11 protein-coding genes and 1 pseudogene are annotated in these 15,712 nt (G+C 67.0%); 3 read left to right on the top strand and 9 right to left on the bottom strand.

Going from position 1 to position 15,712, the window contains the following annotated elements; translation table 11 throughout:
* Window positions 1-79 precede the first annotated feature (79 nt).
* The 8 genes and pseudogenes from kduD to QZ853_RS06135 form a co-directional block, all read right to left on the bottom strand.
* Window positions 80-835 carry a 2-dehydro-3-deoxy-D-gluconate 5-dehydrogenase KduD gene (gene kduD, locus QZ853_RS06100; protein ID WP_125429153.1) on the bottom strand — a complete coding sequence of 252 codons (756 nt, stop codon included), beginning with the start codon at window positions 833-835 and terminating at the stop codon, window positions 80-82.
* An 80-nt stretch (window positions 836-915) separates the two neighbouring features.
* Window positions 916-1,764: a 5-dehydro-4-deoxy-D-glucuronate isomerase gene (gene kduI / locus QZ853_RS06105; RefSeq protein ID WP_285318591.1), complete on the bottom strand. Its 849-nt coding sequence runs from the start codon at window positions 1,762-1,764 to the stop codon at window positions 916-918.
* A 193-nt stretch (window positions 1,765-1,957) separates the two neighbouring features.
* Window positions 1,958-3,016, bottom strand: a complete 1,059-nt coding sequence (locus QZ853_RS06110; protein WP_106549175.1) for a LacI family DNA-binding transcriptional regulator — start codon at window positions 3,014-3,016, stop codon at window positions 1,958-1,960.
* Between the two features lie 39 nt (window positions 3,017-3,055).
* Window positions 3,056-4,549, bottom strand: a pseudogene (locus QZ853_RS06115) (family 43 glycosylhydrolase); the annotation flags it as partial.
* 101 nt (window positions 4,550-4,650) lie between these two features.
* The gene (locus tag QZ853_RS06120; RefSeq protein ID WP_295571379.1) at window positions 4,651-5,934 is read right to left on the bottom strand and encodes a TRAP transporter large permease; all 1,284 of its coding nucleotides are present in this window, start codon (window positions 5,932-5,934) and stop codon (window positions 4,651-4,653) included.
* A gap of 3 nt (window positions 5,935-5,937) precedes the next feature.
* Window positions 5,938-6,468, bottom strand: a complete 531-nt coding sequence (locus QZ853_RS06125) for a TRAP transporter small permease (RefSeq protein ID WP_106549173.1) — start codon at window positions 6,466-6,468, stop codon at window positions 5,938-5,940.
* A 10-nt stretch (window positions 6,469-6,478) separates the two neighbouring features.
* Window positions 6,479-7,480, bottom strand: a complete 1,002-nt coding sequence (locus QZ853_RS06130) for a TRAP transporter substrate-binding protein (protein ID WP_295571380.1) — start codon at window positions 7,478-7,480, stop codon at window positions 6,479-6,481.
* 40 nt (window positions 7,481-7,520) lie between these two features.
* Entirely contained in the window at window positions 7,521-8,348 is an 828-nt protein-coding gene (locus QZ853_RS06135; protein WP_295571381.1) for a 2-keto-4-pentenoate hydratase, read from the bottom strand.
* 173 nt (window positions 8,349-8,521) lie between these two features.
* Between QZ853_RS06135 and QZ853_RS06140 the strand changes: the two genes are divergently transcribed.
* The 3 genes from QZ853_RS06140 to QZ853_RS06150 are packed head-to-tail and all read left to right on the top strand — an operon-like array spanning window position 8,522 to window position 11,751.
* Window positions 8,522-9,490 carry an alpha/beta hydrolase gene (locus QZ853_RS06140; protein ID WP_295571480.1) on the top strand — a complete coding sequence of 323 codons (969 nt, stop codon included), beginning with the start codon at window positions 8,522-8,524 and terminating at the stop codon, window positions 9,488-9,490.
* Window positions 9,490-11,112 carry a carboxylesterase family protein gene (locus QZ853_RS06145; protein WP_295571382.1) on the top strand — a complete coding sequence of 541 codons (1,623 nt, stop codon included), beginning with the start codon at window positions 9,490-9,492 and terminating at the stop codon, window positions 11,110-11,112. Before QZ853_RS06140 ends, QZ853_RS06145 begins: the two co-directional genes overlap by 1 nt.
* A gap of 51 nt (window positions 11,113-11,163) precedes the next feature.
* Window positions 11,164-11,751, top strand: a complete 588-nt coding sequence (locus QZ853_RS06150) for a cysteine dioxygenase family protein (RefSeq protein ID WP_295571383.1) — start codon at window positions 11,164-11,166, stop codon at window positions 11,749-11,751.
* A gap of 40 nt (window positions 11,752-11,791) precedes the next feature.
* Here the strand turns inward: QZ853_RS06150 and QZ853_RS06155 are convergent, their stop codons facing one another.
* Window positions 11,792-15,610, bottom strand: coding sequence for a LamG-like jellyroll fold domain-containing protein (locus QZ853_RS06155; RefSeq protein ID WP_295571384.1), 3,819 nt, complete (start codon window positions 15,608-15,610; stop codon window positions 11,792-11,794).
* Window positions 15,611-15,712 lie beyond the last annotated feature (102 nt).

The following is a 15,712-nucleotide window of genomic DNA, read 5'->3' on the forward strand; positions in this document are numbered from 1 at the left end:
TAGAGCCGAGCCATGCTCGGCTGCTTTGCGGAAGCGGTGCGGACCAGGGTCCGCACCCACCGTTCGTTGCCTCGCCGGGTTACCGCGCCAGCCAGCCGCCATCGACCGGCAGCACGGCGCCGTTCACGTAGTCCGACGCAGACGAGGCCAGGAACACCGCTGCGCCGGCCAGGTCGTCCGGCGTACCCCAGCGGCCCGCCGGGATGCGCTCGAGAATCGCCTTGTTGCGGTCCGCATCGGCACGCAGCTGGGCCGTGTTGTCGGTGGCCATGTAGCCCGGCGCGATGGCGTTGATGTTCACGCCCTTGCCTGCCCACTCGTTGGCCAGCAGGCGGGTGATGCCGGCGATGCCGCTCTTGCTGGCGGTGTAGGACGGCACGCGGATGCCGCCCTGGAAGGACAGCATCGAGGCGATGTTGATGATCTTGCCGCGGCCCTGTTCGATGAAGTGGCGGCCGGCTGCCTGCGAGATGAAGAACGCCGACTTGATGTTGACGTTCATCACGTCGTCCCAGTCCTGCTCGCTGAAATCCACGGCGTCGGCGCGGCGGATCAGGCCGGCATTGTTGACCAGGATGTCCAGCCCGCCCAGCCCGTCGATGGTTTCGCGGACGACCCGTGCCACCGGCTCGATGCTGATCAGGTTGGCTTCGATGGCCAGGCAACGGCGGCCCAGCGCGGTGATCTTTTCAATGGTGTCGGTAGGCGGCGCGATGCCAGCCACGGCGACATCGGCACCCGCGGCGGCCAGCGCCACGGCGATGCCCTGCCCCAGGCCGGTGTTGCCACCGGTGACCAGAGCGACCTTGCCTTCCAGGCTGAAGGGATTAGCCATTGCGTATGCGTTCCTTGATGGAGGTGAGCGGAGTCACGGCGACGGCCGCCGCCGCGCGATGTGCGGCAGCCGTGCAGGGCTTACTTCAGCTGGCAGATGTCCAGCACGTGCATGTCGGTGTAGTCCAGGTTCTCGCCGCCCATCGCCCAGATGAAGGCATAGTTGCTGGTACCGGCACCCATGTGGATCGACCACGGCGGCGACACCACGGCTTCGTTGTTCTGGATCACGATGTGGCGCTGCGCGGCCGGCTCGCCCATGAAGTGGTAGACGCGGTCGCTGTCGCCCAGGTCGAAGTAGAAATAGACCTCGCTGCGACGATCATGCAGGTGCGGCGGCATGGTGTTCCATACGCTGCCCGGCTTGAGCACGGTCAGGCCCAGCAGCAACTGCGAGGACTGGCAGGTCGCCGGCACGATGTACTGGTAGATGGTGCGCTCGTTGCTGGTTTCCAGCGCGCCGCGGTCCAGCGCCACTGCGTCCTTGATCGACAGCTGCTTGGTTTCGAAGCGGGCATGGGCCGGCGTGGACGCCAGGTAGAACTGGGCCGGGTTGGCCGCGTCACTGGAAGCGAATACAACCTCCTCACTGCCCATCGCCACATACAGACCGTCCTTCGGTCCCAGCGTGTAGGCGGTGCCGTCCACGGTGACCGTACCGGTGCCGCTACCGACGTTGATCACGCCCAGCTCGCGACGCTCAAGGAACGGATGGCCTGCGGCCGACGCAGGCTCGGTCTGCTTCGGCAGGGCCAGCGGAGCGTCGACAGGGGCGGCGCCGCCAATCACGAAGCGCTCGTAGTGGGTGTACTTGAGCGTCACCGCACCGGCGTTGAACAGTCCATCGAGCAGGTACAGGTCGCGCAGCTGGTCATTGCTGGCGCCGTTGATGGCATCGGGATGGGTGGCGTAGTGGGTCTTGCTGTACATGGTTTCTCCAGAGCGGGGGGCGGGCCGACGGGTCGGCCCCGGCGCGGTTTCCGGTCGATTCTAGCCAGACAGGAAACCGGTGTCATTTTGCGCCGCACGATGGCGGGAAGCGGAGCGAGCCTGATCGATGGGATGGGGCAGGTGGGAGGGTCACGACCCGCGGCCGTGACCTGCGGGATTGATCCCTGCGGGATCAATCCTCCGGCGGCTGGCAGGAATCGCGCACGATCAGGTGCGGCCGCACGCTGGCAATGGGCAGCGCAGTCTGGCCTTCCGGCTGGATCAGCATCGCTGCAGCGGTGCGACCGGTGTCGCGGGTGTGCCGCCGCACCGAAGTCAGCGAGGGCCACAGGCGGGAAGCCAGCGGGCTGTCGTCATAGCCGACGATGGACAGCTGCCGAGGAATGTTGATACCCGCGCGCAGCGCAACCTTGTAGATGCCCGCGGCCATTTCATCGTTGCCGGTGAAGATGGCGGTCGGCCGGCGCTTGCCCAGCAGCAGCTTCTCGGCCGCGGCCACACCGGATTCAAAGGTATAGCCGGCCTCGATGATGCGGTCCTTCGGCAGTTCGATGCCGCGCTGTGCCAGTGCTTCGATGAAGCCGGCGGTGCGTTCGTGGGCCGAACGGTAAGCACTCGGACCGGTCACCAGGGCAATGTCGCTGTGGCCCAGCGACAGCAGATAGTCCGCCGCTTCGGCAGCGCCGTCACGGTCGTGGGTAACCACCATCTGCGAGGTCTCGTCCAGCGGCAACGCAGCCACACGGGTGAAACGGCAGCCGATCTCGTCCAGCATGTCGGCCAGCGCCTGGTCCTCCGAGGCACGCGGTACCAGGATCACTCCGTGCAGCTTCTGCTGCTGTACGAAGCGACGCACGCCGTCGATGTAGCCCGGGCTGCGGCTGTCGCAGGGATGCACCACCAGCTCGAAGCTGGAGCCGCGCAGCGCGTCCAGCGCACCGTACTGCATATCCACGATGTACTGCGCGGTGGGGTTGTCGTAGACCATGCCGATCAGGAAAGAGCGGCGGAACGCAAGGCCGCGGGCCAGCGGATCGGGCGTGTAGCCGACCTCGCGCATCAGCGCTTCCACCTTGTCACGCGTGTCCCTGCGCACCAAAGGTGAATTGTTGATGATTCTTGAAACCGTTTTCTTGGATACACCCGACAGTCGCGCGATGTCGTTGATGGTGGCTGCCTTGCCCTTCGCCAATGCCGGCGTCGCGGCATCGTTCTTGTTGCGCACTGACATGTTTTGAACCCGATAAGTCTGGGAATTCCGGCGCCGCGCTCAGTCCAGCGCGCGGTAGCGGAAGCTGCGGAAGGTTACCGCACCATTGCCGGCCGCATACAACGCCGGCTTCAGCGCCAGGAACCTGCCCGCTACATTGTGATGGTAACCGGACACTTCCATCTGAACCGGGTACTTCTGCCAAGTGTGCCCGTCGGTACTGGAGTGGAAGGTGACGATGTGGCGATTGTTGGTCACCCGCAGCCACAGCCTGCCGCCCTTGCCACTGGCCGCCAGCCGGGAAGGACGCTCCTCACCGTAGCGGTGCATGATCAACGACTCGCCATTGCTGCCCACGCCCACGTACAGGCGATCGCTGTAGAACAACAGGGCACCGCCCACGGCGCCCGCGGCGATCTCCATCTCCACCTCGAACTGGTAGGCCGGGTCGCCGGCGATGACGGTCAACGGCGACGCATCACGCGGGGTGCTGCCCTTGCCCTGCAGGACCAGCCCGTCGCCGCTGAAGCCGAGCCGCCGGTACTCGTCCTGCGCCGGATTGAAGAACGCCCACTGGGGGCCCAGCGTGCGGCCACGGAAATCATCCGACAGCGCCATGCCATGCGGCGACAACGCCTGACCGGCCGGCTTGCGCAGCGGCTGTCCGAGGTCGCCACCGGTGGCCCGGAACCAGCCATCATCGGTCCATTCGATCGGTTCCAGCAGGGCCTGGCGACCCAGCGTCCAGAAGCCGTTCTCGTAACCGTGGTACATCATCCACCAGCGCCCATCGGTGCCTTCGATCACCGTTGCGTGGCCACGTGACCACCACGGCTCGGCCGCGGTCTGCGTGCGCGTGATCGGGTTGTTGGGCGCGTTCACCCACGGACCATGGATCGATCGCGAGCGGGCGGTGATCACCATGTGCCCGGTCGGCGGACCGGCCGTTCCACCCACGGCCGTGGTCATGTAATACCAGCCATCGCGCAGGTGGATCTTCGGGCCTTCCTGGGCATAGGCCTCCACGTCCCAGTTCTGCGGGTACGTCCAGCCGTCATAGACATGCTTCGGCGTGCCCGCCACGCTCAAGCCGTCGTCAGCCAGTTGCACGTAGTCGCCGCCACTGAGGAAAAGATAGCGCTTGCCATCCTCGCCCACGGCATGGCCGGGATCGATGTAGCTGCCCAGGCCGATATCGATCGGCTCGCTCCACGGCCCGGTGATGCGGTCAGCCCAGACCACGAAGTTGCTGCGGCGCTCGCCTGTACGCGCCGGAAAGTAGATGTAGTAGCGTCCCTCGTGCTTGACGATATCCGGCGCCCAGATCGCGCCCACGTTCCTCGTGATCGCATTACCCAGGGGCTGCCAGTTCACCAGGTCGCGCGAGTGCCAGATCGGCAGGCCGGGGTAGGCATCGAACGAAGACAAGGTGAGGTAATAGTCGTCGCCGTCCTTCAGCACGGACGGATCAGGATGGTCGCCCGCCAGCACCGGGTTGAGGAACGTGCCATCGCCAAGATCCGCTTGGCGCTGGTGCTCGATGCCACGCTTCCACGGCCCGGCCGCCCACGCCGGCACCACGGCCAGCAGCAACCCGAGCACCGCCGTGGCTGCGACGCCGTGGTAGCGCGTCGTGACCGTTTCCCCGCGGCGCATCATGCGCGCAGCGCCGCGGGCAGCCACAGCGACAGCTGCGGGAAGAAGGTGACGATCAGCAGCACCGCCAATGCAGCGAACCAGAACGGCCAGATGGTGCGCATGCTCTGGCCCACGCTGATCTTGCCGATCGACGTACCGATGAACAGCACCGAGCCCACCGGCGGCGTCACCAGGCCGAGACCGCCGGTCAGCACCAGCACCAGGCCGAAGTGGATCGGGTCGATGCCATAGGCCCTGGCCACCGGCAGGAAGATCGGCGTGCAGATCAGGATCATCGGCGCCAGGTCCATGAAGGTACCCAGCAGCAGCAGCATCACCACGATCATCAGCAGCACCATGAACTGGCTGTGCGCGAAGGACTGCAGGAAGTCCACCGCAGCGGTCGGCACCTGCAGGTAGGCCAGCAGCCAGCCGAACACCGCGGCGGTGGCGATGACGAACAGGATCACGCCGGTGCTGCGCGCGGCATGGATCACCGTGTCGAAGAATTCGCGCCAGCGCAGCTGCCGGTACAGCACGGTGGTCACCAGCAGGGCGTAGACCACGGCGATGGCGGCACTCTCGACTGCGGTGAAGATGCCGGCACGGATACCGACGAAGATCAGCGCTACCAGGCCCAGGCCGGGCAGGGCGGAGACCACGCGCAGCAGCACTGCGCGCCAACCGGGGAAAATTTCCACGCCATAGCCGCGGCGGCGTGCGACGGCGTAGCCGGTCAGCATCAGGGCGACGGTCATCAGCAGGGCCGGCACGATGCCTGCGGCGAACAGATCAGCGATGGACAGGCCCCCACCGGCGGCGGCGGAGAACAGGATCAGGTTGTGCGAAGGCGGCACCAGCAGCGCCACCAGCGCCGCAGTGATGCTGACATTGACGGCAAAATCGCGGTCGTAGCCGCGCTTGACCATCTGCGGGATCATCGTGCCACCGACCGCCGAGACGTCAGCGATTGCCGAGCCGGACACGCCGCCGAAGAACAGCGACGACAGGATCGAGACCTGGCCGAGTCCACCGCGCAGCCGGCCGACCAGCGACGAGGCCAGGGCGATCAGTCGTTCGGAGATTCCGCCACGCATCATGATCTCGCCGGCAAAGATGAACAGTGGGATGGCGATCAGCGAGGCAGAGCCGGTGCCGGCCGAGATCTGCTGCACCAGCACGATGCTGGGAATGTCCAGGTAGAGCAGGGTGGCCAGTGCGGCCGCGGCCAGTGCGTAGGCCACCGGCACGCCGAGCAGCAGCAGCACGGTGAACACGGCGAACAGGATGGTGATGCCCATGGGTCAACGATCTCCTTCAGCGTCATCGCTGCCGGCATCGCGGGCCTGCAGCGCTTTCCACGCGCGGTTCAATGCGAACAGCACCATCAGCCCGCCGCCTACCGCCAGCGGCAGATAGTTGATGCTCTGCGGCAGGTTGGCGCCGGCGGCCTTGATGTCCAGCCCGTCGAGCAGCAGGTCGGCCGACCAGAACGCGATGAATCCACCGAGCACGGCCACCACCAGCTGGATCAGCACATCCACCGCGCGACGCAGCGCCGGCCCCATGTAGGCGTGCAGCAGGAAGAAGCCGAAATGACGGTTGGTGTGCACGCCGCAGGCCGCGCCCAGGCTCATCGCCGTGGCCAGCAGCAGCAGCGTGACCGGCTCGGTCCAGCTGGGCGAATCGTTGATGACGTAGCGGGCGAACACCTGCCAGCCCTGCACCACCACCAGCCCGAGGAGGGCGGCGACGGCGCAGTAGATGGCGATGTCGGCGATGCGGTCCAGCAGGCGCTGTCCTGGCCCGGCGACGGGCGTCAAGGTCTCGGTCATGTTGGGTTCCTCAGGCAGCGCGGATGCGGTTTACCAGCGCGGCGATATCCGGCTGTTGCAGGTACTGCTTCAGCAGCGGCTGTGCCGCGGCGCGGAAGGCGGGCATGTCCACTGCGTTGGCTTTCACCCCGGAATCGAGCACGGCGCGGCGTGCGGCACTTTCCGACGCATCCCAGTGCTCGCGCATCACCTTCACCGAAGCACGGGCGGTGTGCAGCAGCAGCTGGCGATCATCGGCGCTGAGCCGTTCAAAGCTGGCGCGCGACATCAGCAGCACGTCCGGCGCGTAGGAGTGATCGCTCTGCGACCAGTAATGTGCCGCCTCGAAATGACGGCTGGAGTGGAAGCTGCGCATGTTGTTCTCGGCCCCGTCGATCATGTGCGTTTCCATGCCCGAGAACGTATCGCCCAGCGACATCGGCGTGGGGTTGGCGCCGAGCAGGCGCATCAGCTGGATGAAGATGTCCGAGGAGGCCACGCGAAGCTTCAGGCCGTGCAGGTCCTTCGGCGAAACGATCGGATGCCGGGTGTTGTAGAAGCACCGGGCGCCGGAATCGTAGATCGCCAGGCCAATCAGGTCGCGGCGTTCGAAGCCGCGCAACACCGCGTCGGCCAGGCCGTCGTCCAGTGCGGCGCGCTGGTGTGCCACCGACGTGAATACGTACGGCAGGCACAGCGCCTGGGTCAGCGGGAACGCATTGTTCAGTGCACCGGCGTAGACGCGGGTGATGTCGATGGCGCCGAAGCGGGCCATGTCGATGGCTTCCGATTCGCGGCCCAGCTGGCCCGAGTGGTACTGGCGCAGGCGCAGGCGGCCGTTGGTCTCGCGCTCCAGCGTTTCGCCGATCCACTTCACCGCAGTCACGGTGGGGTAGTCGGCCACGTGCACATCGGTGGCGGTCAGCGCCAGGCTGCCCTCCACACTGGTGGCCGGCCCGCGGCCGCAGGCCGCCAGCATCGGCGTGGCCAGGGCAGCAGCGCCGCCAGCCAGGAAGTTACGTCGTGTGATCATCTGCGCCCTCCCGCGCGTGTTCACCAAGGCAGGCCTGCGGTCATCCCGCCGGCACGGCCCGGCAGGCAATGTCGCCGAAGCCGGCGAAACGCACCAGCGCGGTCTGCCCCACGGTGATGTCATGGATGCCGGTGGCGTTGCCGGTGGCGATCAGGTCACCCTTGCGCAGCGGTCGGCCACGCAATGCCGAGCGGGACAGCGCGAACGCATAGGCAGCACGCAGGCCACCGGGCAGGCGTGTTGCTCCGCCAGTGCCGACGACGTGGCCTTCGATCAGTGTCTCGGCGCGCAGCGAAGTTTCATCACGTGCGGTCCAGTCAACGATCTCCGGCCCCAGCACCAGGCCATTGTTGTTGCCGAAATCGGACACCACCACGCGCGGGCCCAGCTCATTGATGGTGGCCAGCGGGCTGCTGGCTACCTCCACGCCGATATACAGGCGGGCGGGCAGGGCCTCGGCCTGTTCCGGCGACCAGTGCAGTTGTCCGGCAGGAGCGTCCTCCAACAGCTCCAGCACGTACTCCGCTTCGATTGCGCCGAAGCCACCGACGAACACCGGAATGTCGATTGTTCCACCGGTATCATTCCAAAGCTGACGTTTGAAGATCGGGCCCAGCAGGCGCTCATCGCCGGAGCCATCTCGACGCTCTGCAGCGATATAGCCCACTTTCCAACCGACGACCTGATCGTCCCACCGATCAATCGCCCGGTCCTGAATCTGGTAGGCGCCCACCAGATCGTTCGGGATCGCGCCGGGAAACGCGGGCAGGGCGCTACCTGCGCGACGTGCCTCGGTGAAGGCGCGGGCGATCGCGGCTGCATCGTCCGGCGCCGGTGTCTGCCCCTGTGTGCCCTGTTCGTTGCTCAAGAACGGTCTCCCTCTACGTTGTTGCACTGCCCATCGACAGCGTCTGCATGACGTGTATATGGTAAACCGGTGTCATCACGCAAGCGGCAGCGCATCACGCCTGGTTCCCGGGCGCGTGCGGCACGCTGCCCATTTCCGCTGGAGCCCGGCCTGTCATGCCTCTATTCCGTTCTGTGCTGTGCCTGTCCGTTCTGCTGTTGCCTGCCCCGGCGCATGCGGCCGATCTTCCGCTGCGCGATGGCCAGCGGCTTGCCGGGGAGGTGGCGGGCGAACGCCTGCCGCTATGGCCAGACGGTCAGGTGCCTGGTGAAAGCGGCCCGGCGCGGGCCGCACGCGTGGTTGAACGCAGCGCCGATCCTGCACGCCCAGACCGGTTCGTGGATGGCATCGATGCGCCGTACATGATCGTGCACGCCCCACCCCATCCGAACGGCCAGGCCGTGCTGGTCATTCCAGGCGGCGGCTACCAGCGGGTGGTGATCGACAAGGAGGACAGCGCGCTGGTGCCCGACTGGGTGCAACGTGCGGGCTTCACCCTGTTCGTGCTTCGCTACCGTCTACCGCAACCGGGCCGGGACCGCCAGGCGGCACTGGCCGACGCCCAGCGTGCGCTGCGGGTGGTACGCGAGCAGGCGGCGCGGCGCGGCCTGGACGGCGACGGGGTGGCGGTCATGGGCTTCTCCGCCGGTGGCCACGTGGCTGCGCGACTGGCCACCGCCTTCGATGCGCCGGTCTATCCCGCGCGGGATGCGATCGATCGTTTGAGCGCGCGGCCTGCGCGGGCGGTGCTGGTCTACCCGGTCATCGACATGGGCGCGCATGCACATAGCGGCTCGCGTGCACGACTTCTGGGCCAGCACCCTGACGCTGCGCTGGCTGGCGCGTACTCAGTGCAGCAGCACGTCCGTGCGGACATGCCTCCGACAATGCTGATACATGCCAACGACGACCGCGTGGTCAGCGTGCACAACAGCGAGGTGATGGCCAAGGCACTGGCTGCAGCGGGTGTAGAACACGAACTGCACCTTTTCGCCCACGGTGGCCACGGCTTCGGCATGCAGGTACCGGCGACCGCCACGCTCGCATCATGGCCCCTCCTGGCGCAGCGCTGGCTGACGCCCCGCACGGGCGGGCGCGAGTGATGCGCGGGGCACCGACCGATCTGCAGCGCCGCCGTTTCCTGCGCGACAGTGCGCAGTGGGCATTGGCCACGGCCACGCTGGCGGCGCTGCCAGCTGCTGCGGCACCCAACGCACGCGACGAGCACCCGCCCATCGTCCGCGTGCGCGGCGGACGCCTGCGCGGCCAGCAGCAGCAGGGCGTGCGGGTGTTCCGCGGGGTGCGCTACGGCGCCGATACGGGCACCCATCGCTTCCAACCGCCACGGCCGGAAGTGGCCTGGAACGGGATCGCCGATGCAGTGGGTTATGGTGCCTCGGCACCACAGCGCGGCGCAGAAGGCCCCGGCAGCGAAGACTGCCTGTTCCTCAACATATGGACCCCGGCGCTGGGCGACGGCGGCCGTCGTCCGGTGCTGGTCTATATCCACGGCGGGGGCTTCAACAACGGCTCCGGCAGCGACCCGCTGTACGACGGCAGCGCGCTCTGCCGTCGCGGCGATGTCGTGGTGGTCACCGTCAACCATCGCCTCAATACCTTCGGATACCTGTACCTGGGCGCGCTGGGCGATGCACGCTATGCGGCGTCGGGCAATGTCGGCCAGCTCGATCTGGTGCAGGCGCTGCAGTGGGTTCGGGAGCATGCCGCGATCTTCGGTGGTGATGCCGGCAACATCACGGTGTTTGGCCAATCCGGCGGGGGTGCCAAGATCGCTACGTTGATGGCGATGCCAGCCGCGCGCGGACTGTTCCAGCGCGCATGGACGATGAGCGGCCAGCAGGTCACAGCGGCAGGCCCGCGTGCAGCCGCGCAGCGCACGGCAATCGCGATGCAGGCGGTGGGCGCGAAGGACCTGGAGGCACTGCTGCGACTGCCTGCGGCCGACCTGCTGGCGGCAACCGCCGCACGCGATCCCTCCCGGGTGGAAAGCACATCGCTGTATTTCGGGCCTGTGTTGGACGAGGTCAGCCTGCCGGTCCATCCGTTCTGGCCGCAGGCACCGCTGCAGTCGGCCGGCATTCCAATGGTGATCGGCAATACCCGCGATGAGACCCGTGCCTTCTTGGGCAATGATCCGGCCCACTTCGCGCTGACCTGGGAGACGCTGCCGGCGGAGCTGGAAAAGCAGCAGTTCGTCGATCTGCTGCCGCAGGCGGTGATTGCCGAGTATCGCCGGCTGTATCCCCATTACACGCCGTCGGAGGTGTTCTTCGCCGCCACCACCGCCGGGCGTTCCTGGCGTGGTGCCGTGGAGGAACTGGAAGCGCGCGCGCGCCAGCCCAGTGGCGCTGCTCCCACCTGGGCCTACCAGCTGGACTGGCCCTCACCGGTGGAAGAAGGCCGGCTGCGCGCCTTCCATACCCTGGACATTCCGCTGGTATTCGACAATGCCGGCCTGCCCAGCGCACGCACCGGTGGCGGTGCGGACGCGCATACGCTGGCGGCGACGATGAGTGACGCGCTCATCGCCTTCGCCCGGACCGGCGATCCCAATCATCGCGGAATGCCGCACTGGCCCGCGTACGATCTGTCACGGCGGCAAACGATGCTGTTCGATCGCCAGAGCCGCGCGGTGGACGACCCACGCGCCGGCGAGCGCGCACTGTATGGGAAAGTGCCATTCCTGCAGCGCGGTACGCAGTGATGACACCGTTGTGCAAACATTCTGTTAACCGCTGTCGGCTAGAGTCGGGTCATGGAAGCAATGTCCACGCCACTGCCGTTCACCGGCCGGGAGCGCCTGGTTGCCGCGATCGATTCCGCGGTGATGCTGGGCAGGCCTGAGGCGATCACCGGCGCGCTGCAGCAGGTTCTGCGCGAGGCCATCGTCGATCCGTCCATCCAGCTGCCGCCCTGCGTGCGGCGCCCGGTTGAAGGGCATTACGCGCGTCGCGAACTGTACCGCAGCCCCACGCTGGGCTACAGCGTCATCGCCATGTGCTGGGGGCCGGGCCAAGGCACGCCACTGCACGACCATGATGCGATGTGGTGCGTGGAGGGGGTCTGGCAGGGCGAGCTGGTTGTGACCCCTTATGCGCTCCTGGAGCAGGAGGGCGAACGCCATCGCTTTGCCGCACAGCCGACGCTGTACGGCCATCGCGGCAGTGCCGGCAGCCTGATTCCGCCCTATGAGTACCACACGCTGTGCAACGCCAGCGATGAGGACGTGGCGGTATCGCTGCACGTCTACCAGGGCGTGATGGAACGCAGTGCGGTATTCGATCCGCTGGACAACGGCTGGTACCAGCGGCGGGTGAGAATGATGGAGACCGACGCGGCCTGATCGCGCCCCGCCAGGCATGGCCCGGCGGCGGCGCCTGCCATCAACGCGGTACGTCAACCACGTTGTTCAACCGGGTCACTTCCTCACCACCATCGGCCAGTGCCACGCGCACGCGCAGGCCGCTGCGGTCGCCCATCGGCAGGGGCAGCGATACCTGCACCGTCTTCGGTTGCAGATCGCTCGGCGCGGCCAGTGCCGGTACTTCGGTGCGAGCCATCTCACGACCGCGGGCATCTTCCAGCACCGCCACGCCCACGCCACTGCCGACATGGCCCAGGCTGTGCACGGTCACGTGCACGTGGCGGCCGTCCACGCGCACATCGCCGCGGCCGATGCCCAGGTCCGCGCGGGTTTCCACCGGTGTGCCGGCACTCACCCGCTCGAATTCAAAGATCTCGGTGCGCCCCGGGCGGAACTGCATCGGCACCGATACGCTGGTTTCCAGCGCTACGCTGCGCTCAGTCGGCGTGCCGTCGATGCGGCCATCGCCATCGCCATCGACGCCGCTGCGCACGCGCCAGGTGCCACTGGCCACGTTCCAGCCGGTCATGTCGGCACCGATGGTGCGCGTGCCCAGGTTATGGCTGGTCACAGTGAAGCGTTCGCGCGAGGGCGCATGTACCAGCAGGGCAACCTGCTCGGCGGCACCGTCGCGGTCGAAGCGCCAGCTGACGGTGTGGCCGGGCCAGCTCTGGTTGCGCTTCAGCGCGATGCCACCCAGGCGCGCGCGCTGCAGGAACTCGCTGGGCGCTTCCACGCGGTCGGACCACCAGTGGCCTTCGGTGTTCATGTAGGCCCTCTGCACCTTGGCCTGCAGGCCTTCGGCATGCAGCGCGTCGATGTACTTCGTATCGCCGCTGGCCTGCCACGCCATCAGGCTGGCAAAGCCGGTCTTGCCGGCATCGGCCTCGGCGGTCAGCAGCGGATACCAGTCCTGCTGCCGGCCCAGCGCTTCGACATAGTTCTCGCCAAGGTTGGCCAATGCGCTCGGGCCGCCGCGCGCCACCCGGTAGTCCAGCGCCTGCAGATACTTCGCATCGCCGGTCCAACGCCATGCCGCCCAGAACGTGTGCATGATGTCGCCGCTGCCGGAGCCGTTGTTCAACTCGCCGCCGCGGGTGGCACCGGTGGCCCAGTTGATCTCGTTGGGCAGCGTGAAGCGGCCCTTCCCGTCGGTGCCTCCGTGGGCCAGGTAGCCATCGGCCAGGCCGATCACCAGCTTGCGGCCGGTCGGATCGGCGTTGTACTGGCCGAGCAGGAACGCCGGGTGCAGCACCGGGAAGGAGTAAGGCTTCTGCCACTGCCAGTTCGGCTCACGGTAGACCTTGTTGCCACCGAACCAGTTGCTGGAGAACAGCAGGTGGCCCTGCGGATTGCGCAGGATGATGCGCTCATCGAACGCTTTCACCGTTTCCATCAGGCGCTCCAGCGTCAATGGATCGCCCCAGTTGAGGTACAGCATGGCGCTGTTGGTGTTGATGCCTTCCTCGTACGAATGCAGCTCGTCGGTTTCGATGGTGCTCAAGCCATTGCTGAACATGCCATTGCGGTAGACCGCATCGGACAATGCGGTCAGCGAGGCGTTCAATCGATCTGGTTGCACGCCCATCAGCGCCAGCCCCGGCCACTGCTGGGTCAGGTCGGAATCATCGGAGATGCCGCCGCCGAAGTCGCCGTAGGCCACCTGGCGCTGGTCGATCCACCAGTCGACGAACTGCCGCACCTGGGTCAGGTCCTGCACCTGGTGGAATGCCCATGCCGGCACGCCCTTGGGCACCGCCGGTGCGGTGTAGGGCGGGCGGCCCTGGCTGTTGTAGCTGATGTAGTTCCAGTACAGGCGGCCGAGTTCGTGGTCCGGGTCCACCCGCAGCAGATCGCTCAGGTCGGCGTACACGCGCGCGTACAGGCGCTGACGCTTGGAAGTGGTGTGTTCCTCCACCAGAAAGCCCCAGTTGTCGCGCACCTGGTTGAAGCGGTCGGCCAGGTGCTCCTTCAGGGCGTCGGTGCGCGACTTGAACACCAGGCGGATCTGCGCGCCATCCAACGCGCCGGCATCGAAGCCCGGCGCGGCCGAGGCGATGCTCAGCCACAGGCTGTCGGGTGTGAGGATGCGGTCACGCAGGTCCAGCCACAGCGTGCGTTTCTGCCCCGGCGGCACCGACACCGAGACATCGATCATGTCGCGCGCCGGCCAGATCGGGTCCTTGATGCGGATGTTCAGTGGAATCAGGCCATCGTGCGTGGCCGCCAGGTTTAGTGCGGGAAGGTCAATGGCTACGCCATCGAGGCCATCGTGCATGTTCTCCCAACTGTAGGCCCAGCTACGGATCAAAGGCTGGTTGGCGGGGGCATCGCCCACGCCTGATGGAATCAGCACGTGCACGATCGGCCGCGGCTGCGCCGGTAGGCTGTCGGTCCCGCGGCGGCGGGAACCGGCGCCCTTGGGCAGGGCCATCACCGTGCTGCGCTCGGCCACCGGGTAGCGGCCATCGATGTAGCGGCGCAGCGCGTCCAGGTTGGTGTAGTCGGGCAGCGCCTGGCTGTCAACGACGTAGGTCTGCTTCACCGTGCCTTCCGGTTCAGCACCCTCGCTCACGTTGTAGGCCCAGATCTCCTGGATCGGCGTTTCCTGCTCCACATTGCTGAAACGCAGCACGCCGCCCTGCTGCGCGGCAATGTCCTGCACGCTGCGCACCACGCCACGCGGCCGGGTGGCCAGCACCTCGGTGGCATGATCGGCATCGGGGCCGTGGGACAGGCTGCCGAACGCCGCGCCGCGGATCTCCACCCGGTTCACTGTTTCACCGGCAGGCAGGCGCAGATCCAGATGCTGGCCGCTTTCAACATACGTGTTCCAGTCAGGCAGCTGGAAGTAGTCGTTGCGACCGGGCAGGCGCGAGCGGTTGTAGACGCCTGGCCAGGTGGTTTCGGCGATGCCGTCGGTGGCCTTCCACATCCACGCCTTGAGGTCGCGGGTATCGGCGAACTCGATTTTACGGATGCGCGTTCCACCCGAGGACAGTGCAGGTGGCGCCGCAGCTTCCCAGCCGAAACGATGGCGCCAGGCGCGCTCGTCGGACGTCGGCGCCACCGCGCTGTCCGCGTTCTTGCCGGCTGCCACGGCCTGCACTGCGGTGGCATCCAGCATGCGGTCATACACGCGGATGTGCTGGAAATCGCTGCCGCGCAGGAAGTTGTAGCGGCTCTGCACCTGGTACGGTGCCATCACGCGGCCCGCCAGGCCCAGCTGGTCCAGCGCGGCGTCGTAGTCGCCAGTGGCCTGCGCACGCGCCACTTCACGGCCATCGACGAACAGGCGCACGCCCTGATCTTCGTCCCAGGCGAAAGCCAAGTGCAGCCACTGCTCAGGCCGCGGCAGTGTGTCCATCCGGAACGACACGCGGGTACGTGCCAGGTTGGCGTCGGTCACGAAGGCATCGAAGCCGTGGCCATTCCAGTCGATGCGCAACCAGGCCATGTCCCAGCTGCTGTGGTCGGCATAGCCGACGCGGAAGATGACAAACGGTGCTTCGCCCACCGCGTAGCGCGAACGCCAATCGAAGGCGAGCGTGCCGCGCTGGGCCAGGATGTTGCCCGGTGCATCCCAGGCCAGTACCCCATCGTCTTCCCACTGGATGGCCTTGCCCCCTGCGCCGTTATCGACGACCGCCACCTTGTCGCGGAAGTTCGGCGCGGTTTCGCCGTGTGCGGTCGCCGCATGCAGGCCATGGTTGGCATCGACGTGGAACAGCAGGGCAGGCGCAGGCGGGGGCGGGGCATCGGCGGCGGCCGAGGTGAAGCCAGTGGCCAACGTCACTGCCAGCAGCAGGCAGCGGCACAGGGTCGTACGGTGCGGCATGAACACGTTTCCTTTCAACGGACGACGGCCGGCGATGGGCCGCCGGACCGTAGCAAGGCCACGGCACGACGGCACCTTGCGGCGCAGCAGTGGTCACGGCGA

The sequence above is a fragment of the uncultured Stenotrophomonas sp. genome (genome assembly GCF_913778665.1).
In the GTDB taxonomy this organism is placed as follows: Bacteria; Pseudomonadota; Gammaproteobacteria; order Xanthomonadales; family Xanthomonadaceae; genus Stenotrophomonas.